A 20,086-nucleotide genomic window follows, 5' to 3' on the forward strand; every position below is an offset into this window, starting at 1 on the left:
CGGTGCGGTAGGAACGCTCACGCCGAGGCGTCCTCCGCCTGCCGGCCGAGCCGGACCAGCGCGCTCAGCCGTTCCCACCGGTTGAGCAGGGCCGCTGCCAGGACGAATGCCACCGGCGGGGTAGCCAGCAGAACTGCCCACTGGACCGGGACCAGCAGAACCGGCGACGGGAACCGCTGGCTGGAGTACATGAACCCGGCGAACCCGTACGCGACCATCGCGGCGATGGCGGCCACCGGGGCGGCCAGCGCCAGGACCCGGCGGCGGACCGGACCACCCAGCCGCCACCATGCCCACAGGGCGAGCCCGGCGGCAGTCAGATAAAAGGGCGCGCCGACCCGGAACACGAACCGACCGTCATAGAAGATCGCGACGTCGAGGCCGCGGAACTGCCACTGGCGGTCGTCGGCGACCCGGCCGCCGACCGCGGCCAGCAGCGCCGCGGCGAACCACCACAGGCCGCGCGGCACGGTGACCCGCGCGCCGCCGGCCAGCCACACCGAGCCGGCCGCGACCAGCAGCGCCACCGTCACCAGCCAGCTCGACCGCAGGACCTGGCTCGGCGAGTAGTCGTACCACCGGGCGACGTGCACGGTCTCGACGATCGCGCCGGCCGCCGCGACCCCGGCGGCGACCCGGCGCAGACCGGCCAGGGCCACGGCGAACCCGATCGCCCACACGGCCGGCCGGGCGACGTCCACCGCGTCCGCGCCGCCGGCGAGATAGGGGGCCACGCTGAGCGGCAGCCGGCGAAGCCCGACGCCGAGCAGGAACAGCGACCCGACCAACTGGACCACGAACGCCGCCCGCCGCCACGCGTCGTCGCCCAGGGCGGTGCCCCACCCGCGAAGACGGACGGCCAGCGCGTTGACCAGGAGATCGGCGCGGTCGCGGAGACCCGGGCGGCGCGCGCCCGGCTCGGCTGCGGCCAGCAGCACGGCCACCATCTCCTCCTCGTACTCCTGCCGGTGCCGCCGCGGGTAGGCGGTCATCAGGCGCCGGTACCGGCGCTCCAGTTCGTCGTGCGGGGTCATCGACGGTCGGTCTCCAGTCTTCATCGGAATTCTTCGGCGGGGCGTTGCCGGGCCGGATTCTCAGGCGGGGAGCGTTGCTGGGTCCGATTTTCAGGCGGGGGCGTTGCCGGGCCGGGGGCGGCGCTCGCGCAGCCGCCGCTCGGCCACCGTCGCCTGCCGCCGCAGCCGGGCGCTCTCGGCGGCCAGCCGCCGCTCGCCCAGCGCGGTGAGCCGGTAGTAGCGCCGCAGCCGGGACTGGACCACCTCCTCGCGGTCGACCTCGATGAGCCCGTCGCCGCGCAGCCGGTCGAGGACGGCGTAGAGCGTGCCCGCCCGCAGCGTCACCCGCCCATCGGTGATGCGCCGGACGTCCTCGATGACGGCGTAGCCGTGCTGTGGCTCGGCCGCGAGCGCGGTGAGCACCAGGAACGTCGGCTCCCGCATGGTCGCCTCATTCATGCCCGGAAGTATATACCGATCACAGGTATATACCGGGTTGCCCAGGCCGGCGCGTCGAAAGTGGAGCGCTGATGTCAGGAGCGCGCGGAAACCTTTCAAGATCCCGGGGTGGGCGCGGAGCGAGGGGCGCGGCGCCAGGGGTGCGGCGCGAGTGGGCGGCGCGGCGCGAGGGGCCGCGGTGTGAGTGGGACGCGCCGTGACCGGGGCGCGGCGTGAGCGGGGGCGCGCCGTGAGCGGGGGTGCGGCGTGAGTGGGTTGCGGGCGTGGGGCGGGACATCGACGGGGAACTCTGTGGCGAGGTTGAGGGGCCTGTGTTCGGGGGTGGGGTCGATCGATGGTGGTGCGATCCGATCGTTGCGAAATCTCTTGGTCACACCGTTGACATCGATGTGTGGCGGACCCTAACGTCACCGGAAAGTCCCGCGTCGAAGCGCTTCGACGACCGCGTGTCGAAGCGCTTCGACGGACCCCTCCCGGAGGACGGCATGTTCAGAACCCGAGCCGGCGCTGCCGCCGGTGCATTCTTGCTGGCCACGTCACTCGCGCTGTCCGCATGCAGCGGTTCCGGCTCGGATGACAAAAACAGCGGCAGCGACGCGAAGACCCTCACCCTCTGGCACTACGAGGGCCCGACCAGCGCCATGGGCGTCGCCTGGAACAAGGCGATCGACATCTTCAAGCAGAAGCACCCCGGCGTGACGGTGAAGTTCGAGGAGAAGTCCTTCGAGCAGATCCAGCAGAACGCCCAGATGATCCTGAACTCGGACAGCGCGCCCGACATCATGGAGTACAACAAGGGCAACGCGACCGCCGGCCTGCTGTCGAAGCAGGGCCTGCTCACCGATCTGAGCGACCAGGCGACGCAGCGCGGGTGGGACAAGAAGCTGAGCAACAGCCTGCAGACCACGGCCAAGTACGACGACAGCGGCATCATGGGCTCGGGCAAGTGGTTCGGCGTCCCGAACTACGGCGAATACGTCATGGTCTATTACAACCAGGACCTGTTCAAGAAGTACAACCTGCAGGTGCCGACCACCCTGGACGAGTTCACCAAGGTGCTGGACGCGTTCAAGGCCAAGGGCAGCACGCCGCTGTCGGTGGGCGGCGCCGAGTACCCGGCTCAGCAGATCTTCTACGAGCTCGCGCTGTCCAAGGCCGACCGCTCGTTCGTGGACGACTACCAGCTCTACAAGAACAAGGTGGACTTCCACGGGCCGCAGCTCACCTACGGCGCGCAGACCTTCGCGGACTGGGTCGCCAAGGGCTACATCGCCAAGAACTCGGCCGGCATCAAGGCCGAGGACATGGGTGTCGCCTGGGAGCAGGGCAAGTTCCCGATCCTGATCTCGGGCAGCTGGTGGTACGGCCGGTTCGCCAGCGAGATCAAGAACTTCTCGTGGGGCACCTTCCTCTTCCCGGGCAACAGCCTGCACCCGGGCTCGAGCGGCAACATCTGGGTCGTCCCGGAGAAGAGTAAGGCCAAGAGCCTCGCGTACGACTTCATCGACATCACCATGTCGCCGGAGATCCAGAACCTGCTCGGCAACTCGGGCGGCGTCCCGGTGGCGGCCGACGCCTCGGCGATCACCGACGCGAAGAACAAGGAACTGATCGACAACTTCAACAAGATCTCGTCGCAGGACGGTCTGGCGTTCTACCCGGACTGGCCGGCGCCGGGCTACTACGACGTCCTGGTGGCGGGCGTGCAGGGCCTGATCAACGGCTCGAAGACCCCGTCGGCGTTCCTCGACGAGATCGCGAAGCCGTACAACCAGAACCTCGCCGACATCGGCAAGTAGGACCGGCCCGCGGGCGGCGACAAAGCCGCCCGCGGGCAGCAGAACGGGTCCGCAAGCGAAGAGAAGGGACGTAACCCACATGGCCGGCAAGAGGGCGAGCCGGGGCGGCGGTTACGCGGTCTACCTGATCCCGGGGGTGATCGCCTCCCTGGCGGTCATCGTGGTCCCGTTGGTCATGACGGTCTACACCAGCTTCACCAGGTGGAACGGTGTGGGCGGCCAGACGTGGATCGGCTTCGACAACTACACCCGGCTGCTGCACGACGAGTTGTTCTGGCAGTCGTTCGGGCACATCATCCTGCTGATCCTGGCCATGGCGGTGGTGCCGACGCTGCTCGGCCTGGTGCTCGCGGCGGTGCTGTTCGACTACGTCGCCAAGCATTTCGGCAACCGGTGGGCGTCGATCTTCCGGTCCGGTTTCTACCTGCCCCAGGTCATCCCGGTCGCCGTCACCGGCATCGTGTGGGGCTGGATCCTGCACCCGGAGTACGGCGCGCTCAACAAGATCCTCGAGTCGATCGGGCTGTCGAGCCTGGCCAAGAACTGGCTCGGCGACGAGAGCTACGCGCTCTACAGCGTCATGGCCATCATGATCTGGTTCCAGCTCGGCTACCCGATCGTGATGTTCATGTCCGGCCTCCAGCGGATCGACCCCTCGCTGTACGAGGCGGCGGACCTGGACGGCGCCAGTTGGTGGCAGCGGTTCCGCAAGATCACGGTCTACCTGATCCGGCCGGAGTTCTACGTGGTGCTGGTGACCACCACGATCGCCGCGCTGAAGATCTTCGGGCCGATCTTCGTGCTCACCCGGGGCGGCCCGAGCAACGCGACGATCGTGCCCTCGTACTTCGCGTACAAGAACTTCTTCGAAAAAGCCCAGGTGGGGTACGGGTCGGCCATCTCGACCGTGCTCACCGTGCTGATCATCCTGCTGGCGATCGTGTTCCTGCGGGTGCAGAACCGGGCCGAGAAGGCCGGTGCCTGAGATGACCGTGACCGCCCCCGCCCCGACGAAGACCGCCGAGCCGCCGGTGACCGCCGCCAAGCACCGCAACCCGGTGCGCTTCGCGGTCCTGGTCGCGCTGCTCGTGCTGCTGCTGCTCGTGGTCGCGCCGCTGCTCGTGGTCGTGCTCAACGCGGTGAAGAGCCCGAGCGACTACGCCGGCCACGGCCCGCTCGCCCTGCCCAGCCACCTGTACTGGGACGGCATCGTCAACTTCTGGAACCGGGTGAACTTCGGCCAGAAGCTCTGGAACAGCTTCCTGTCGAGCATGGTGGTGGCCGTGCTCGGCGTCGTGCTGAGCATCCTCAACTCGTACGCGCTGGGCATCGGCAAGGTGCGGGGCCGGGTCTGGTTCCTGGTCTTCTTCCTGGTCGCCAACCTGCTGCCGCAGGAGGTGCTGGTCTACCCGCTGTACTACCTGTCCAAGCAGGCCGGCCTGTACGACGACCTCCTCTCGATCATCATCATCTTCACCGTCATCCAGAGCGCGTTCGGCACGTACCTGCTGACCTCGGTCTACGCCGAGTTCCCGACCGAGCTGCTGGACGCCGCCTCCGTCGATGGCGCCGGGAAGTGGCGGACCCTTTGGCGCGTCGTGGTGCCGGTCAGCCGGCCGACCCTCGGCGTGCTGTTCACCTTCTTCTTCATCTGGACCTGGAACGAGTTCTTCCTTCCGCTGGTCTTCCTGATCTCGAACGACAACCAGACGGTGCCGGTCGCCCTCGGCGTGCTGCAGGGGGACCGGCTGATGGACGCCACCACGACCAGCGCCTCGGCGCTGCTCGGCATCCTGCCCGCGATGCTCTTCTTCGTGATCTTCCAGCGGACGCTGACCCGCGGCATCACCGCCGGCGCCATCAAGTAAGCAAAGGACGCATATGAAGTTCACCGACGGCTACTGGCGCAAGCGCGATGGGTTCGCCGTGCTGCACCCGGCACAGCTGCACGACACCGAGTCGGACGGGGCGACGCTGACCGCGTACGCCACCGCGAAGAAGGTGCGCGACCGCAGCGACACCCTGGACGCGCCGGTCATCACGATCAGGTGCGAGGCGCCCGCGCCGGACGTCATCCGGGTGACCATCGGGCACTTCCTCGGCGGTGTTGCCAACGGGCCGAACTTCGCGCTGAACCGGGAAGAGCACCCGGTCACCGTCACCGAGCACGAGCTGACCTCGGGCCGCTTGACCGCCCGGTTCCGGCCGGGCGACGAATGGGGTCTGGACTTCGTGGCCGACGGCAGGCGCCTGACCGGCAGCGGGTGGAAGGGCATGGGGATCGTCGACGGCGCCGACGGTGCTCACTACGTACACGAGCAGTTGGATCTTGGGGTCGGCGAAGCCGTCTACGGCCTGGGCGAGCGGTTCGGGCCGTTCGTGAAGAACGGCCAGAGCATCGACATCTGGAACGAGGACGGCGGGACCAGCAGCGAGCAGGCCTACAAGAACGTCCCGTTCTACCTGACCAACGGCGGGTACGGCGTGCTCGTCGACCATCCTGGGCGGGTGTCCTTCGAGGTCGCCAGCGAGATGGTGTCCCGCACCCAGTTCAGCGTCGCCGGGCAGACCCTGTCCTACCTGGTCATCTACGGCCCCACCCCGGCCGACGTGCTGCGCAGGTACACCGCGCTGACCGGCCGGCCGGCCCTGCCCCCGGCCTGGTCGTTCGGGCTGTGGCTGACCACCTCGTTCACCACCCCGTACGACGAGGAGACGGTCAACCGGTTCATCGACGGGATGGCCTCGCGCGACCTGCCGCTGAGCGTCTTCCACTTCGACACGTTCTGGATGCGCGAGTTCCACTGGTGCGACTTCGAATGGGACCCGCGGATCTTCCCGGACCCGCCGGGCATGCTCAAGCGCCTGTCCGACCGAGGGCTGCGCACCTGCCTGTGGATCAACCCGTACATCGCGCAGCGCTCGGCGATGTTCGCCGAGGGTAGGGCCAACGGCTACCTGGTCACCAGGGCGAACGGTGACGTGTGGCAGTGGGACCGGTGGCAGGCCGGCATGGGCCTGGTCGACTTCACCAACCCGGCGGCCCGCGACTGGTATGCGGGCAAGCTGAGAAACCTGGTCGAGATGGGTGTGGACGCGTTCAAGTCGGACTTCGGCGAGCGCATACCCACCGACGTGGTCTGGCACGACGGCTCCGACCCGGAGCGGATGCACAACTACTACACCCAGCTGTACAACCAGACCGTCTTCGACGTGCTGCGGGAGGCCCGCGGCGAGGGCGAGGCGGTGCTGTTCGCCCGGTCGGCCACGGTCGGCGGGCAGCAGTTCCCGGTGCACTGGGGCGGGGACAACTCGGCCACGTACGAGTCGATGGCGGAGAGCCTGCGCGGCGGGCTGTCCCTGATGTCCTCGGGGTTCGGCTTCTGGAGCCACGACATCGGTGGCTTCGAGGGCCGGCCGGACCCCGCGGTGTTCAAGCGGTGGATCGCGTTCGGGCTGCTCTCCTCGCACAGCCGGCTGCACGGCAACCAGGAGTACAAGGTGCCGTGGCTGTACGACGAGGAGTCGGTCGAGGTGCTGCGCAAGTTCACGCACCTCAAGTACGCGCTGATGCCGTACCTGTACGGCGCCGCCCGCCAGGCGCACGAGGACGGGCTGCCGGTCATGCGGCCGATGGTCGTCGGATTCCCCGGGGACCCGGCCGTCACCCACCTTGACCGGCAGTACCTCCTCGGCGGCGACCTGCTGGTCGCCCCGGTGCTGAGCGAGTCCGGAGTCGTCAGTTTCTACGTGCCGGCCGGGCGCTGGACGCACTACCTGACCGGCGAGGTGGTCGAGGGGCCGGGCTGGGTCACCGAGACGCACGGCTTCGACAGCGTGCCGCTGCTGGTGCGCCCGGGTGCGGTGCTGCCGATCGGCAACCGCACCGACCGGCCGGACTACGACTACCGCGACGGGATCACGCTGCGGGTGTACGAGCCGGCCGACGGGACCACGACCGTGCCGGTCGGCGACAGCACGTTCACGGTGACCCGGGACGGCACGGCGACCCGGGTGGAGCGCGACGGCGCGGCCCTGCCGTGGCGCGTCGAGATCGTCGGCGGGGCCTCGGCGGACCTGCCCGCCGGCGAGGCGGTCTGGGTCGCCGGCTGATCCGGGCGTTCTGTCTCGCCGCTGATCGGGCAGGCCGGGGGTGGTTCTGCAATGAGGATCACCCCCGTTTTGTCGTACCCCCGAAATACGATCGCAGGATGGCGCCGACGCTGGACCTCTTCGTTCCCGGTGTCGTCTACCTCGACATCATCTTCACCGGGCTGCGCGATCTGCCGCGCCCGGGCACCGAGGTGTGGGCGACCGGGATGGGGTCGTGTCCGGGCGGGGTGGCCAACCTGGCCGTCGCCGCGGCCCGGCTCGGGCTGCGCACCGGCCTGGGCACGGCGCTGGCCACCGACGCGTACGGCGACTTCTGCGCGCGCACGCTGTGCGGCCAGGAGAACATCGACCTGTCCGCCTCGACGCGGGTCGACGGGCATTCGCCGGTGACGGTGTCGCTGGCGTACGACCGGGACCGCAGCATGGTCACGCATGCGCATCCGCCGCCGCTGAACGCGTCCGGCCTGGTCGGGCCGCTGCCGGCGGCCCGGGCCGCGTCGGTCAGCCTCACCAAGGACGATCTGCCCTGGGTGCGGCAGGCCCGCCAGGCGGGCACCCTGGTCTTCGCCGACGTCGGCTGGGACGACACCGACGCGTGGCCGGCCGAGGCGCTCGCGATGCTCTCCGACTGCCACGCGTTCCTGCCGAACTCGGTCGAGGCGATGCGCTACACCCGGGCGTCTTCGCCGGAGGAAGCGGCGCGACGGCTCGCCGGGCTGGTGCCGATCGTGGTGGTGACCTGCGGGTCGGACGGCGCGATCGCGATCGACTCGGCCACCGGGGAGCTGGTGCACGCGCCGGCGGTGCCGGTGGAGGCGCTCGACCCGACCGGGGCCGGCGACGTCTTCATGGCGGGCTTCATCCTGGGCACGCTCGCCGGCCGGCCGCTCGAGGAGCGGCTCGCGTTCGCCAACCTCATCGCGTCGCTGTCGGTGCAGCAGTTCGGCGGGTCGCTGTCGGCGCCGGGCTGGGGCGACATCGCGGACTGGTGGCGGTGCTCGGACGATCCTCGATACGCCTTCCTGGACGACCTGATCCCGGACGGAGAGCAGCGCGCGGTACGCCGGGCCACGGCCACGATCGCGCGTCTCTCGGATGCGCAGGCCCATGACTGAGGGGCGGCGGCTCACCATTCTCGGGGGCGGGGGTTTCCGGGTGCCGCTGGTCTTCGGCGCGCTCCTCGATCCCGGGAGCCCGATCTCGTCGGTCGTCCTGCACGACGTCTCGGTGGCCCGGCTGGCGGCCATCGCGCGGGTGCTGGCCGCGCAGGCGGCCACCGCGCCGGCGCCACCGGAAATCCTGGTCACGACGGATCTGACCGAGGCGCTGACCGGGGCCGACTTCGTGTTCAGCGCGATCCGGGTGCACGGGCTCGCGGGCCGGGTCATCGACGAGCGGGTGGCGCTGGGCGAGGGCGTGCTCGGGCAGGAGACCGTCGGGGCCGGCGGCATCGCGTTCGGGCTTCGGACCCTGCCGGTCGCCGACGCCATCGCCCGCCGGATCGCGCTGGTCGCGCCGCAGGCCTGGGTCATCAACTTCACCAATCCGGCGGGGCTGGTCACCGAGGCGATGGCGGCGCACCTGGGCGACCGGGTGATCGGGATCTGCGATTCGCCCTCGGCGCTCGGCCGGCGGGTCATGCGGGCGCTGGGGGTCTCGTCGGCCCGGCTCGACTATGCCGGGCTCAACCACCTGGGCTGGCTGTCGGGCGTACGGGTCGACGGGGAGAATGCGCTCCCACGGCTGCTGGCCTCCGACGACGGCCTCTCGTCCTTCGAGGAAGGACGGCTGTTCGGGGCGGAGAGGCTGCGCGCGCTGGGTGCGGTGCCCAACGAATACCTGCGCTATTACTACGAAACCCCTTCCCTGGTACGCGCGGAGTTGAGCGCGACCGAGACGCGCGGGGAGTTCCTTCTCCGGCAGCAGGACGAGTTGTACGCGAAGCTTGCCGGGTCCGCGGATCCCCTGGCCACCTGGCAAGCGGCGCTGCGGCAGCGGGACGCCACGTACATGGCCCTCGAAGGGTTGGGGGAGCGGGACGACGCCGAGGGCGGCGGCTACGAAGCGGTGGCGCTGGCCCTGATGCTCGCCATCGCGACGGACACGCCCGCGGAGCTGATCCTGAACGTGCGCAATCGGGGCACCCTCGACGTCCTCGACGACGACGCGGTGGTGGAGGTGCCCTGCCGGGTGGACGGCGCCGGGGCGCACCCGCGTCCGGGCGCGTCGATCCCGGGGCACGGCGTCGAGCTGGTAAAGCGGATCAAGGCGGTCGAGCGCGGCGTGCTCGAGGCGGCGTCGACCGGTTCGCGGGCCGTCGCGGCGCGGGCGATGGCCTGCCACCCGCTGATCGACTCCGTGCCGATCGCGCGCCGCCTGATCGCCGAGTACCAACGGCAACTGCCCGAGCTCGGTTATCTGCGCTGACCGTCCGAGTTCGGTTATCTGCGCTCACCGGCCGAGCAGTCTAAAGGCGGCGCGGGCGGCCTGCGGGCTGCCGGATCATCCTCATCCGTTGGGAAGGATGTCTTGTCCGGGTTGGTCCCCGAGACTTTCGGCGAGCGGTGCCTCGTGCTGGCGCCGGGCACGAAGGGGACTGGAGATGGGACTGTTCGCGCACGCCCGCCCGCTCGTGGTGGCCGTTGCCCTGGCCGGTGCGCTGACCGGGCTGGCGGCCTGCGGGGGCGGCGAGGGCGGCACGGCGCTGCCGTCGACGCTGCCCTCGATCGAACGACCGACCAAGACCGCGGAGACGACCGAGCCGACCGCGACGGCCGAGGGGTCCAGGACGGCCAGGCCGACCAGGACCACGGAGCCGACCAAGACCACCGTGCCGACGAAGACCGCGGAGCCGACGAAGACCGCGGAGCCGACCAAGACCACCGAGCCGACCAAGACGGCGGAGCCGACGAAGACCGCGGAGCCGACCAAGACCACCGAGCCGACGAAGACCGCGGAGCCCACGACCACCGCGGCGACGACGGAGACCACGACCGCGGCGGCCGCGACCACCACCCCGACCGCGAACCCGTCCGAGGCCGCGGCCACCACCGAGACCACCAGCGGCCTCGGCACCCTCGGCTGGCTCCTGATCATCCTGTTGGCGGGGCTCGCGATCGTGGTCACCGTCCTGATGGTCAACCGCAAGAAGCGGGCCGCCGCCTGGCAGACCGAGGCGGCGAATCTGGCCGCCGCCGGCCGCAACGTGATCGCCACCCGGCTCCCGGGGGCGCTGAGCACCCAGGTGGCCGCGGAGCGGGCCCTGGCCTGGCCGCCGGTGCGCGCCGACCTGACCGAGATGTCGTCCCGCTGGGACCTGCTCGCCGGGCGCGCCGTCGACGACTACCACCGCGCGTCGGCCGGCCAGGTCAGCGCGATGTCGCAGGACCTGGTCGCCGCGGTCGACGCGGAGAGCCAGGCCCTCGCCGCCGGGCAGGACTGGCGGATGCTGAGTCCGCGGGTGGACGAGATCGTGCGGGCCCTGGACACGGCGCTGGTGGGCTTCCTGGTCGCCCAGCCGGATCCGAACGCCGAGCCGGGGAACGGCACCACCTACCCGGGGGACGGCCCGACCTATCCGGGCGGGAGCCCGGGGTATCCGGGCGGCGGGGGCCCAACCTACCCGGCCGACCCCACGTATCCCGGCGGCGGGACCTATCCCGGGACCACCCAGCCTGGTGGGCCGTACCCCGGGAGCGGCGACGAGCCGGGACCTGGCAGCAGCGGGCCGGGGCCGTATCCGGCCTGACGCAGACGCGTGCGTGCGGTCGGGCGAGGGCCCGGCCGCCGTCGTCGGCCCGGAGGGAACGGCTACTTGGTGGTGAAAGCTTCCTTGTCGGTGAAAGCGGCTTCCGCCTTCACGTTCTCGATCGCCTCGGCGGCCTGTTCGGTCACCGGCTCCGCCGACTCCCGATGGGCGATCACCCGCTCCACCGCGACGGCAGCCGCCGCCCCGACGATCGTCGCGGCGATCGCGGTCAGGGTGACCGCGCGCCGCCGCTGCCGGATCTCCCGGCCGCGCATCACCTGCAGGGCCACGCCCATCCGGCTGCCGTAGACCGGCACGAGGGCGCGGAACTGCCCGCCGGTGACCCGGGCGGCGGCCCAGGCCGCGGCCATCGCGTCGCGCAGTTCGATCTCACGTTTTCCCATCGTTCTTCCCTTCACGGTGCGAATCGGCGAGGTGGAAAGCGGCGCCCGCCGGCAGTCGCGCAGCGGCAAACCTCGTCGCGGCGAGCCCCGGCGTCCCCCGCGCACGTCTCCCACCCTCCCGTCGGCCCGGCCCCGCTCGCCTCACCCCGTTCGGATGAACGCCATCCCGCGCGAAAATCCCGCAAAATCTCGGAAAACACCCATTGCGTACGCCCGGGGCACGCTATATTCACGCGCTCGGTGTGGGGTGGCAACCTCCTGGATGGACGACGGTCAACGCGCGTCCGCCCGGGAGAGCCCCCATGACCGGCGAAGTGCCATCCGCGGAGACCGGTCCGCGCGAACTGTCCATGCTCGACGCGGTCTGACCCGGCGGGCTCTCCGGGCGGCGCGACGATCGGCAGGGCCGCGCCCGCCCAGCCGGCGGGCCGGTCGGGTGCCGAGGGCGACGACCGCCGCGGCCGTGACCGAGAGGCGCTCGACGGCGGCGAAACAGCCGGCCCGGAACTCGGCGGCCAGTGCCCCGAGGATGGCGCCGGTGCAGCAGGCCGAACCGGACCCGGTCCTGGCCATCCGCGACGCGGGTCCAGGCCGTCGGCTGTGGGGGAGCGGCGGTGTCCGGTAACGCCTTCGGTACCGCGTGCCGGGAGCGGATCGGCTGCCTGGTGAGGATAGCCTTACTTCCGACAGCGTCGCGGGGCGGACAGGAGTGTGGGATGGCCGAGGACGAGGCCGGGCGCCGGCGCGCTCGTGGCGAGCTCGAGTCCGAGGTGATGGCCGCGCTGTGGTCGGCCGGCGAGCCGCTCACCCCGGCGGGCGTGCAGGAGGCGCTGGGCGGCGGCCTCGCGTACAACACCGTGCAGACGATCCTGAGCCGCCTGCTGGAGAAGGACCTGGTCCGGCGGGGCCGCGCCGATCGTGGACGCGGCCACGTGTACTGGCCCGCCCAGGACGCGGCGACGCTGGCCGCGACCCGGATGCGGGCCGCCCTCGACGAGCGGCCCGACCGGCGGGCGGTGCTGCAGCAGTTCGCCGCCGCGCTGGGCGAGGACGACGCCGAGACGCTGCGCGCCCTGCTCGCGGAGCGGGCGACATGACGCTCGCCGTCTACCTCCCGCTGCTGCTGCCGGTGCTGGTCGTCCTCGCCGCGCGGGTCGCCGCCGACCGAGCCCGCCCGTGTGCCGCCGTCCCGGCCCTGGTCGCGGGCGCCGTGCTGACCGCGGCCGCCACGGTCTGGTCGCTGGTGCTGCTGGTGCTGACGTTGTTCGACGACCTGCCCGCGATGATCGCCCTCGACGCCCGGTCCGGCATGCGCCTGCCCGAGCCCGTCCCGGACGCGGTGGCGGCCGCCGCGGCGGCGCTGCTGGCGGTCGCCCTGATCCGTCTCGTGCGCGACGTCCGCCTGCGGAGCGCCACGGCTCGCCGGTTGCGCGACGCCGGGCCGTCGGCGGGCGGGGTGGTGGTGGCCGACTGGTCCGAGCCGTTGGCGGTCGCCGTGCCGGGGCGTCCGGGCGAGATCCTGCTGACCACCGGCATGCTGCGGGTGCTCGACGCCGGCGAGCGCCGGGCGGTGCTGGCCCACGAGCGGGCTCACCTGGCACACCGGCACCACCGGGCGATGCTGCTGGCCGGGGCGGCGGCCGCGATCAACCCGCTGTTGCGGCCGGCCCGGGAGGCGGTGGCCTACCTGGTGGAGCGCTGGGCCGACGAGGAGGCGGCGACCGGTGTCGGCGACCGCGACCTGGTGGCGCGGGCGGTGGCCCGGGCGGCCCTGGCGACCGCTGCGTCGCCGGCCCCGGCCCCGGCCCTGGGCGTGCACGGCGGGGTGATCGTGCGGCGGGTCCGGGCGTTGCAGGGGCCGCCGCCGGTCGGCAGCGGCCGGCCGGTGTCGCTGCTGGCCGTGGTGGGCTTCGCCGCCCTGCTGCTGGAGGCGACCGCCACGGCCGACTTCGTGGCCGTCCTGCGGGCATGGCTGATCGGCTGATCGGCGCCCGCCGCCATCGAGATCACTTAGGCTCGGCGGCGGCTTTCGGCGCCGCGGTGGCTTCCGGCTCTGCGGCGGGTTCCAACTCGGCGGCGTCCGGCTCGGTGAGCTGTCCGTCCGGGCCGTCGTCCGCGCGGGGGAGCGGCCCGCTGGACACGAGGGGGGTGATCCATCGGGTCGACGGGTCGATGTCGACCAGCAGGCCCTTGGCGAGCAGGCTGAGCGGGATGGCGAGCAGCGCGCCGAGCGGCCCGAGCACCCATCCCCAGAAGATCAGGGAGAGGAACGACATGGTGGCGGACAGGCCGACCGCCTCGCCCACCACCTTCGGCTGGATGATCGACTGGATGACGAAGTTGATCGCGCAGTAGACGACGATCACCCAGATCATCTTCTCCACGCCGCCCTGCAACAGCCCGAGCAGCGCCGGCGGGATCACGCCGATGATGAAGCCGATGTTGGGGATGTAGTTCGTGATGAACGACAGCAGACCCCACAGGAACGGCAGCGGGATGTCCAGCGCCCACAGCGCGAGGGTGTCGATCACCGCGACGATCAGCCCGAAGACCGTGGTCACCCACAGGTAGCGGCGGGTGCCCTGGGCGAACTCGCGAAGCGCGCCGATCACCTGCGGCCGCTGGTCGCCGCTGGCGGCGAGCCGGGCCGGGAAGTCGATCGCGTCCACGCACATGAACAGCAGCACGGCGAGCAGGAACACGGTGTTCGAGAGCACTCCGGCGATCCCGCCGAAGACCCATTCGAGGGCGCCGACGACCTTCGAGGGGTCGGTCAGCTTCTGCAGCTGGGCGGTCACCTGGCTCTGGTCGATGCCGAGGTCGCGCAGCGTGCTCGCCAGATTGGCGCGCAGGTCGGCGAACTGCTGCTGGTACTGCGGCAGCAGATCGACCAGCCGGGCCAGCGACAGCGCCATCGCGGCACCGAGGATGAACAACAGCAGGTAGACCACGAGCACGTTGACGATCATGGCGAGCCACAGCGGCACGCCCTTGGCGCGCATCCTGATCGCGATCGGGCTGACCGTGACGGTCAGCATCAGCGCCAGGAACACCGGGCCGAGCAGGTCGGCGGTGATCCGCATCCCGCCGACCACGATGACCAGGCACGCGGATCCGAGCAGGACGATGACGCCGCGCGGCAGGCCGGCGCTCGTGATCACGGGCGCCGGCCATACCCGCGGCGTCCGCTCAGTACTGGACCTCACGGCCGTGCACGGCGAGCGCGTAGATCGCCAGCACGTCGAGCGCGATGATGATCGTCGCCCAGATCGGGTACGCGGGCAGGAACGCGATGTTGGACAGCGCGCTCAGCACCGCGATGATGATGCCCGTGACCCGGGCCCAGGTCTGCCCGAGCAGGACGCCGATACCGGCGATCACCGCGACCGCGCCGAGGATCAGGTGCGTCCAGCCCCAGGCGGTGAAGTCCATGGTGAGCAGCAGGCCGCGTTGGGTGACGAGGTAGTAGTCGTCCCGGAAGATGGCTACCAAGCCCTCGATCGCCTGGAACCCGCCCAGCATGATCAGCATGACGCCGGCGAACACGACGTACCCGACCCAGCCGGTCGCCTGCGGACGCGGGGTGTAGGTGGAGTTGGAGGCCACCGGCCTCTGCTGTGTCTCGGACATTCCTCACTCCTCGATCGAATTAGGTTGCGAGTTCACGGTCGTCTCCTCCTGCGGCGAAGACGCCATCCTGGGCGGATGAACCTTGTCCCGCCAGCCCCTCGGGCTCCACACATTCACGACCTTGGCCACGGCCGTGACCAGGAAGAGCTGCCCGAGCAGTGCCTCCAGCACGGCCAGCGTGCGGCCGGGATTCCCGGCCGGGACGAGATCGCCGTAGCCGGTCGTGGTGAGCGTGACGAAGCTGTAGAACAGGCTGTCCGCCATCGTCCCGTCGCCGTTGCTGCCGTAGAACGGGCCGGGCTGGAACGCCGCTATGCAGCGGTAGGCGAAGGCGAAGGCCATCCCGAGCATCAGGTACGTCGAGAGCGCCCCCAGCATCAGCTCGCGGTCGACGTGCCGGCGGCGGCCCAGGTCGCCGGCGATGGAGACCGGCGCCACCAGGTACAGCATGCTGCCGGCGAAGAAGACCAGCCCGATCAGCGTGGCGCCGTGGACGAAGAAGTTCCAGGCGCCGGCGATCAGGGAGAGCGCGAACACCACCGCGGCCAGAGCGCGCAGGCTGGTGTGGGCCCGGGAGACCAGCAGGGCGTACCAGACCGTGCCGATCTGCGCGAACAGCAGCAGCGAGATCGTCCAGCGCTGGTTCGCGATCGTGCCGATCACGTAGGTGGCGCAGATCAGCAGCATCAGCGGGCCGTAGCTGTGGCTGGACCAGATCGGCGTGCGCCTACGGGGAATTCTCATCTACGCGTGTCCACGGTGGAATCCTCACCCCCGGGGAGCCGGCGGATCTCGATCAACCGCAGACCCATGCCGTGCATCCGTGAGATCAGGCCGAAGAGCGCCGACTGGTCGGGGAGCGCGCCGAAGAGCACGGTCTCGGGTGGCTCGACCGAGATCGTCATGTCGGACAACTCGGCCAGCAGCTCGCTCGGGATCGTCCCGGACACCCGTACCTGGTAGTTCGTCGCGGTCATGACCATCCTCTCCGCGTCGTCTCGACCAGGTCCGGTGCTTGCGCGCCGAGCCGGCCGCGGTTGGTTGGAACCTCAACACTCGACCTGTACGGCCGCCGCGTCGTCACCCCGAGCAGATGAGGCGGGGCCGATCCCGGTGCGATGTGCTCACAACTGCGACCACCAGGAGGTGTGTGATGAGGGATCCGGAGACACGCGCAGCCGCCGGACGGGATGCGCAGAAGGTGACGCCGCGGGAGAGCCATGCCGATTTCGCCCCGCCCGCCGACCGGCCGGACCCGGTGGCCGTTCTGCAGGCGCAGGACGCCGACCGGGTACCCGAGCTGGTGCCCATCCGGCACGGCCGGATGGGCCTCTCACCCTTCTCCTTCCTGCGCGGCTCGGCCGCGGTGATGGCCGCCGACCTGGCCGCCGCGCCGGACACCGGGCTGCGGGTCCAGCTCTGCGGCGACGCGCACCTGATGAACTTCGGCCTGTTCGCCTCGCCCGAGCGGCGCCTGGTCTTCGACATCAACGACTTCGACGAGACCTGGCCGGGCCCGTGGGAATGGGACGTCAAACGGCTCGCCGCCAGCCTCGCGGTGGCCGGCCGGGCCAACGGCTACGCCCGCAAGATCCGCCGCGGCATCGTCCTGGCGATGGCCGAGCGCTACCGGGTGGCGATGGCCGAGTTCGCGGCGATGCGCGACCTGGAGGTCTGGTACGCCCGAGCCGACGTCGACGACCTGGCCGGCACGCTCGGGGCTCAGCTGGACAAGGCGCGCCAGAAGCGGGTGGACAAGATGCGGACCAAGGCGATGACCCGGGACAGCCTCCAGGCGTACAAGAAGCTCACGGCCGCGGTGGGCGGCAGCCGGCGGATCGTCGCCGACCCGCCGCTGGTGGTGCCGGTCCGTGATCTGCTCCCCGAGGTGGAGTGGCAGGAGCTGGCGGGCCAGCTGCGGGGGCTGCTGGCCGGCTACCGGGACAGCCTCGCCGAGGACCGGCGGCACCTGTTCGACCAGTACGAGTTCGTCGACATGGCCCGCAAGGTCGTCGGGGTGGGCAGCGTCGGCACCCGCTGCTGGATCGTGCTGCTGGCCGGCCGCGACGAGCACGACCCCCTGCTGCTGCAGGTCAAGGAGGCCGGCCAGTCGGTGCTGGCGACCGCGCCCGCCGAGAACGAGGGCCGCCGCGTGGTGGTCGGGCAGCGGCTCATGCAGGCGGTCAGCGACATCTTCCTGGGCTGGCAACGGGTGCCCGGCTTGGACGGCACGAGCCGCGATTTCTACGTGCGGCAGCTGCGCGACTGGAAGGGCGCGGTGGTGGCCGAGGAGATGGAGCCGGCCGGGATGCGCGACTACGCGGCGGTGTGCGGGTGGACCCTGGCCCGGGCGCACGCCCGCACCGGCGACCGGATCGCGATCGCCGCCTACCTGGGCGACGACGCGGTCGTCGACAACGCCCTCGCCGAGTTCGCCGAGAAGTACGCCGACCAGACCGAGCGCGATCACGCGGCTCTGGCCGCCGCGGTGAACGAAGGCCGGGTCACGGCCCAGACCGGGATCTGAGGCGCTCGAGCCGTCCGGCCGCCCCCGCGGGGGCGGCCGGACGGCCGCTAATTCGAGTCGAGGTAGACCAGCTCCACACCGGACTGCTGCAGCTTGTCGAGCAGGCGCTGCAGCTCCTCCTCGGAGAACCGGCCGCGGATCGTGCTCTGGCAAGGCAGCGTCTCGCAGGCGAGATTCGCGAACTTGCTGCGCAGCAGCGGACCCAGCAGCCCGTGGATGCGGATCTCGTACCGTTCCTTCATGAGCCAGCCCCCTGCTCTCTAGGAATGGGATGGGGTCAACGGTGCCGGGTCGGCAGGCTCCGGCGCATCACTCTCCGGGAGTGAACCGTCGCTCTCCGACAGAGATCCATCCGGGAGCCGGTCGGTACGGCCGATCAGGGTGACCGCCAGCTCGTACGCGGCGACCACGATCAAAATCACCAGCAGCGACGTCCAGGAGGACAGCAGCAGCGCGAGGATGCCGCCGACCACCAGGCCGCCGACCCGCAGCACGTCGCGGTGCGCGGCGGTCCAGCCGGGCGCGTTGCCGCCCAGCCAGCGGGCGCCGCGAGCGGTCGCCCGGCCGGTGATCACCGCGCCCCGGCGCACCTGCGCGCGCAACCAGGTCGCGCCCCGGCCGGGGCCGAACAGGTAGCAGACCACCGCCAGGATCGCGCCGATCCAGATCAACTGCGTTCCGCGCGTACGCAGGAGACTGAACACGCTGGTGACGGCCGCCGCCACCCCCTCCCGATAGACGCCGTCGGGCACCTGGTTGAGCAGTTGGTCGCGGACCCCGCGCAGCACCGCAGTGACCGCCACCGCGGCGACCACCAGCCAGAGCCCGAGCTGCAGCAGGGTGCGGCGCCGCCAGGGGGAGATCGCCAGGGCGATCAGCAGCAGGAGGATCGTCGCGGTGACGAACAGCACCAGGTACCTCTTCGCCGCCTCGACCGACTGCTGCACCGCGTAGAGCTGGCCGTTGTCGTAGACGGTGAACTGGGCGAAGTTCTCCGGCAGGGTGACGCCGAGGGCGTCCTGCACCCGGGCGCGCAGGTTGTCCGGTATCTCCCCGCTGCTCAGGTCGGGCAGCGTGATCGTCTTGCCGAACAGGGTCGGCAGCTGGTCACTGAGTGCGCGGATCACCTGGTTGATCAGCGGCAGCAGATCGATCTCGACCTTGTCCTGCTGCGCGGTCACCGTCTGGCTCTTGCCCTCGATGATGTCCAGCACCCGCGCGTGGACCCGCGCGTTGACCCCGACCCAGATCCGCTGGAACTGATCGCTCTGCATCACCTTGTAGACGGTGTTCTGGATCTGAGTGCGAAGCTGGCCGGTGACCGGGCCGGCGATGAACGCGGCCTGCGGCGGCAGGACGTCCGCGATCCGCTGCTGCACGTTGATCGCCGTGAACAGCTGGTCGGTCGAGTACTCGGCGACCGCGGCGGCGATCTTCGGGTCCTTCGGCAGCGGCGCGACCGTGGACACCCAGCGGTCGGTGCTCAGCACCGTGGTCGCGGCCCAGACCCCGACGACGCTCGTCACCAGGGCGAACGCCGTGATCATGATAAAGACGGCGGCGGCCACCCGGCGCAGCGCGAGCAGGGCGAACTGCCGGCGGCGGCGGTCCTGAAGGCGGGCCTGCAGGGTGGCGACCTCATCGCGGAGCCGGGCGACCTCGTCGTCCGGCACGATCGGGCTCGAAGTCATGCCCCTGACGTTCGCCGACCGGGGCGCCGCGGCGCTTCATCCGGCGCGAGTGAACGCCCCTTTTCATTCCCCCGGTATGAGGAAGCGCCCACCGAGCTGTGGCTGACTGGGCAACGCAACCGCAGACGGAGAAAGGGTCATCACCATGTCAACTCTGGTCGCCATCGGGTACCCCGACGAGACCACGGCGACAGCCGCGGGCTTGGAAGCCGAGAGGCTCGCGAAGGACCTCATCATCCAGCCGGACGCCATCGCGGTCATCCGGCGTGACGCCGAGGGCAAGTACCACGTGACCACCAACCACCACGCGGTGGGCGGCGGCGCGACGTGGGGCATGTTCTGGGGTCTGCTGTTCGGCCTGCTGTTCTTCATCCCGGTGATCGGCATGGCCGTCGGCGCGGGTCTCGGCGCGCTGATGGGCAAGTTCACCAAGGGGGCGATCAACAAGGAGTTCCAGGAGCAGGTACGGGACATGCTGCAGCCCGGCACGTCGGCGCTGTTCCTGATCGTCGAGGCCGTGACTCCGGACAAGGCCGTCGACGCGCTGAGCCAGTTCGGCGGCACGGTGCTCAAGTCGTCGCTCTCCAAGGAGGCCGAGGAGCAGCTCCAGGAGGCGCTGCACGGCCAGGGCCAGGAGACCGCTCAGGCCTGATCGACATGGCGCCGCCCGCCCGTTCGGGGCGGGCGGCGCTTTCATGGAGG

Annotated in this window: 20 protein-coding genes; 11 read left to right on the forward strand and 9 right to left on the reverse strand. The window is 70.8% G+C overall.

Annotation, left to right across the window (positions count from 1 at the left end):
- Positions 1-17: 17 nt before the first annotated feature.
- Positions 18-1,058 carry a hypothetical protein gene (locus ODJ79_RS42455; RefSeq protein ID WP_263029397.1) on the reverse strand — a complete coding sequence of 347 codons (1,041 nt, stop codon included), beginning with the start codon at positions 1,056-1,058 and terminating at the stop codon, positions 18-20.
- Positions 1,059-1,124: 66 nt separating this feature from the next.
- On the reverse strand, positions 1,125-1,472 hold the full coding sequence (locus ODJ79_RS42460) for a PadR family transcriptional regulator (protein WP_263029398.1): 348 nt from the start codon (positions 1,470-1,472) through the stop codon (positions 1,125-1,127).
- Between the two features lie 485 nt (positions 1,473-1,957).
- Between ODJ79_RS42460 and ODJ79_RS42465 the strand changes: the two genes are divergently transcribed.
- From ODJ79_RS42465 to ODJ79_RS42495, 7 genes are all read left to right on the forward strand, one after another.
- Positions 1,958-3,271, forward strand: a complete 1,314-nt coding sequence (locus ODJ79_RS42465) for an ABC transporter substrate-binding protein (RefSeq protein WP_263029399.1) — start codon at positions 1,958-1,960, stop codon at positions 3,269-3,271.
- A 79-nt stretch (positions 3,272-3,350) separates the two neighbouring features.
- Positions 3,351-4,256 carry a carbohydrate ABC transporter permease gene (locus tag ODJ79_RS42470; RefSeq protein ID WP_263029400.1) on the forward strand — a complete coding sequence of 302 codons (906 nt, stop codon included), beginning with the start codon at positions 3,351-3,353 and terminating at the stop codon, positions 4,254-4,256.
- A 1-nt stretch (position 4,257) separates the two neighbouring features.
- Entirely contained in the window at positions 4,258-5,139 is an 882-nt protein-coding gene (locus ODJ79_RS42475; protein WP_263029429.1) for a carbohydrate ABC transporter permease, read from the forward strand.
- A gap of 13 nt (positions 5,140-5,152) precedes the next feature.
- Positions 5,153-7,384, forward strand: coding sequence for an alpha-xylosidase (yicI, locus tag ODJ79_RS42480; protein WP_263029401.1), 2,232 nt, complete (start codon positions 5,153-5,155; stop codon positions 7,382-7,384).
- Between the two features lie 98 nt (positions 7,385-7,482).
- The gene (locus tag ODJ79_RS42485) at positions 7,483-8,499 is read left to right on the forward strand and encodes a carbohydrate kinase family protein (protein ID WP_263029402.1); all 1,017 of its coding nucleotides are present in this window, start codon (positions 7,483-7,485) and stop codon (positions 8,497-8,499) included.
- Complete coding sequence (locus ODJ79_RS42490) at positions 8,492-9,811, forward strand: 6-phospho-beta-glucosidase (protein WP_263029403.1); 1,320 nt, start codon at positions 8,492-8,494, stop codon at positions 9,809-9,811. The genes ODJ79_RS42485 and ODJ79_RS42490 overlap by 8 nt, the downstream gene beginning before the upstream one ends.
- A 175-nt stretch (positions 9,812-9,986) precedes the next feature.
- Complete coding sequence (locus ODJ79_RS42495) at positions 9,987-11,132, forward strand: hypothetical protein (protein ID WP_263029404.1); 1,146 nt, start codon at positions 9,987-9,989, stop codon at positions 11,130-11,132.
- Between the two features lie 62 nt (positions 11,133-11,194).
- Here ODJ79_RS42495 and ODJ79_RS42500 read toward each other — a convergent pair whose 3' ends face one another.
- A complete protein-coding gene (locus ODJ79_RS42500) occupies positions 11,195-11,536 on the reverse strand; it encodes a hypothetical protein (RefSeq protein WP_263029405.1) in 342 nt (113 codons plus the stop codon).
- 716 nt (positions 11,537-12,252) lie between these two features.
- Between ODJ79_RS42500 and ODJ79_RS42505 the strand changes: the two genes are divergently transcribed.
- Both ODJ79_RS42505 and ODJ79_RS42510 read left to right on the forward strand, forming a co-directional pair.
- Positions 12,253-12,633, forward strand: a complete 381-nt coding sequence (locus tag ODJ79_RS42505) for a BlaI/MecI/CopY family transcriptional regulator (RefSeq protein WP_263029406.1) — start codon at positions 12,253-12,255, stop codon at positions 12,631-12,633.
- Complete coding sequence (locus ODJ79_RS42510) at positions 12,630-13,520, forward strand: M56 family metallopeptidase (protein ID WP_263029407.1); 891 nt, start codon at positions 12,630-12,632, stop codon at positions 13,518-13,520. Before ODJ79_RS42505 ends, ODJ79_RS42510 begins: the two co-directional genes overlap by 4 nt.
- Before the next feature lie 22 nt (positions 13,521-13,542).
- Here the strand turns inward: ODJ79_RS42510 and ODJ79_RS42515 are convergent, their stop codons facing one another.
- From ODJ79_RS42515 to ODJ79_RS42530, 4 genes are read right to left on the reverse strand one after another with little or no spacing between them, the layout of a single operon-like run.
- Positions 13,543-14,697, reverse strand: coding sequence for an AI-2E family transporter (locus ODJ79_RS42515; RefSeq protein WP_263029408.1), 1,155 nt, complete (start codon positions 14,695-14,697; stop codon positions 13,543-13,545).
- A 28-nt stretch (positions 14,698-14,725) separates the two neighbouring features.
- A complete protein-coding gene (locus tag ODJ79_RS42520) occupies positions 14,726-15,166 on the reverse strand; it encodes a hypothetical protein (protein WP_263029409.1) in 441 nt (146 codons plus the stop codon).
- Positions 15,167-15,169: 3 nt separating this feature from the next.
- Positions 15,170-15,910 carry a potassium channel family protein gene (locus ODJ79_RS42525; RefSeq protein ID WP_263029410.1) on the reverse strand — a complete coding sequence of 247 codons (741 nt, stop codon included), beginning with the start codon at positions 15,908-15,910 and terminating at the stop codon, positions 15,170-15,172.
- Positions 15,907-16,143, reverse strand: coding sequence for a hypothetical protein (locus ODJ79_RS42530; RefSeq protein WP_263029411.1), 237 nt, complete (start codon positions 16,141-16,143; stop codon positions 15,907-15,909). Before ODJ79_RS42530 ends, ODJ79_RS42525 begins: the two co-directional genes overlap by 4 nt.
- Positions 16,144-16,319: 176 nt before the next feature.
- On the opposite strand from ODJ79_RS42530, the gene ODJ79_RS42535 reads away from it, so the two are divergent.
- Entirely contained in the window at positions 16,320-17,693 is a 1,374-nt protein-coding gene (locus tag ODJ79_RS42535; protein ID WP_263029412.1) for a DUF2252 domain-containing protein, read from the forward strand.
- A gap of 47 nt (positions 17,694-17,740) precedes the next feature.
- On the opposite strand, the gene ODJ79_RS42540 is transcribed toward ODJ79_RS42535, so the two are convergent.
- Both ODJ79_RS42540 and ODJ79_RS42545 read right to left on the reverse strand, forming a co-directional pair.
- Entirely contained in the window at positions 17,741-17,935 is a 195-nt protein-coding gene (locus ODJ79_RS42540) for a hypothetical protein (RefSeq protein WP_263029413.1), read from the reverse strand.
- Positions 17,936-17,953: 18 nt separating this feature from the next.
- The gene (locus tag ODJ79_RS42545; protein WP_263029414.1) at positions 17,954-19,384 is read right to left on the reverse strand and encodes a hypothetical protein; all 1,431 of its coding nucleotides are present in this window, start codon (positions 19,382-19,384) and stop codon (positions 17,954-17,956) included.
- A 145-nt stretch (positions 19,385-19,529) separates the two neighbouring features.
- Between ODJ79_RS42545 and ODJ79_RS42550 the strand changes: the two genes are divergently transcribed.
- A complete protein-coding gene (locus tag ODJ79_RS42550) occupies positions 19,530-20,036 on the forward strand; it encodes a DUF1269 domain-containing protein (RefSeq protein WP_263029415.1) in 507 nt (168 codons plus the stop codon).
- The last annotated feature ends 50 nt before the right edge of the window (positions 20,037-20,086 follow it).

Source organism: Actinoplanes sp. KI2 (genome assembly GCF_025630775.1).
Taxonomy (GTDB): Bacteria; Actinomycetota; Actinomycetes; order Mycobacteriales; family Micromonosporaceae; genus Actinoplanes.

Excerpts from the sequence above, each read along its gene's own strand:
- ODJ79_RS42510 (WP_263029407.1), top strand. The coding sequence starts at position 12,630 with ATGACGCTCGCCGTCTACCTCCCGCTGCTGCTGCCGGTGCTGGTCGTC.
- ODJ79_RS42550 (WP_263029415.1), top strand. The coding sequence starts at position 19,530 with ATGTCAACTCTGGTCGCCATCGGGTACCCCGACGAGACCACGGCGACA.
- ODJ79_RS42535 (WP_263029412.1), top strand. The coding sequence starts at position 16,320 with ATGAGGGATCCGGAGACACGCGCAGCCGCCGGACGGGATGCGCAGAAG.
- ODJ79_RS42545 (WP_263029414.1), bottom strand. The coding sequence starts at position 19,384 with ATGACTTCGAGCCCGATCGTGCCGGACGACGAGGTCGCCCGGCTCCGC.
- ODJ79_RS42460 (WP_263029398.1), bottom strand. The coding sequence starts at position 1,472 with ATGAATGAGGCGACCATGCGGGAGCCGACGTTCCTGGTGCTCACCGCG.
- ODJ79_RS42520 (WP_263029409.1), bottom strand. The coding sequence starts at position 15,166 with ATGTCCGAGACACAGCAGAGGCCGGTGGCCTCCAACTCCACCTACACC.
- ODJ79_RS42500 (WP_263029405.1), bottom strand. The coding sequence starts at position 11,536 with ATGGGAAAACGTGAGATCGAACTGCGCGACGCGATGGCCGCGGCCTGG.
- ODJ79_RS42455 (WP_263029397.1), bottom strand. The coding sequence starts at position 1,058 with ATGAAGACTGGAGACCGACCGTCGATGACCCCGCACGACGAACTGGAG.
- yicI (WP_263029401.1), top strand. The coding sequence starts at position 5,153 with ATGAAGTTCACCGACGGCTACTGGCGCAAGCGCGATGGGTTCGCCGTG.
- ODJ79_RS42540 (WP_263029413.1), bottom strand. The coding sequence starts at position 17,935 with ATGAAGGAACGGTACGAGATCCGCATCCACGGGCTGCTGGGTCCGCTG.
- ODJ79_RS42465 (WP_263029399.1), top strand. The coding sequence starts at position 1,958 with ATGTTCAGAACCCGAGCCGGCGCTGCCGCCGGTGCATTCTTGCTGGCC.
- ODJ79_RS42475 (WP_263029429.1), top strand. The coding sequence starts at position 4,258 with ATGACCGTGACCGCCCCCGCCCCGACGAAGACCGCCGAGCCGCCGGTG.
- ODJ79_RS42470 (WP_263029400.1), top strand. The coding sequence starts at position 3,351 with ATGGCCGGCAAGAGGGCGAGCCGGGGCGGCGGTTACGCGGTCTACCTG.
- ODJ79_RS42505 (WP_263029406.1), top strand. The coding sequence starts at position 12,253 with ATGGCCGAGGACGAGGCCGGGCGCCGGCGCGCTCGTGGCGAGCTCGAG.
- ODJ79_RS42495 (WP_263029404.1), top strand. The coding sequence starts at position 9,987 with ATGGGACTGTTCGCGCACGCCCGCCCGCTCGTGGTGGCCGTTGCCCTG.
- ODJ79_RS42490 (WP_263029403.1), top strand. The coding sequence starts at position 8,492 with ATGACTGAGGGGCGGCGGCTCACCATTCTCGGGGGCGGGGGTTTCCGG.
- ODJ79_RS42525 (WP_263029410.1), bottom strand. The coding sequence starts at position 15,910 with ATGAGAATTCCCCGTAGGCGCACGCCGATCTGGTCCAGCCACAGCTAC.
- ODJ79_RS42485 (WP_263029402.1), top strand. The coding sequence starts at position 7,483 with ATGGCGCCGACGCTGGACCTCTTCGTTCCCGGTGTCGTCTACCTCGAC.
- ODJ79_RS42530 (WP_263029411.1), bottom strand. The coding sequence starts at position 16,143 with ATGACCGCGACGAACTACCAGGTACGGGTGTCCGGGACGATCCCGAGC.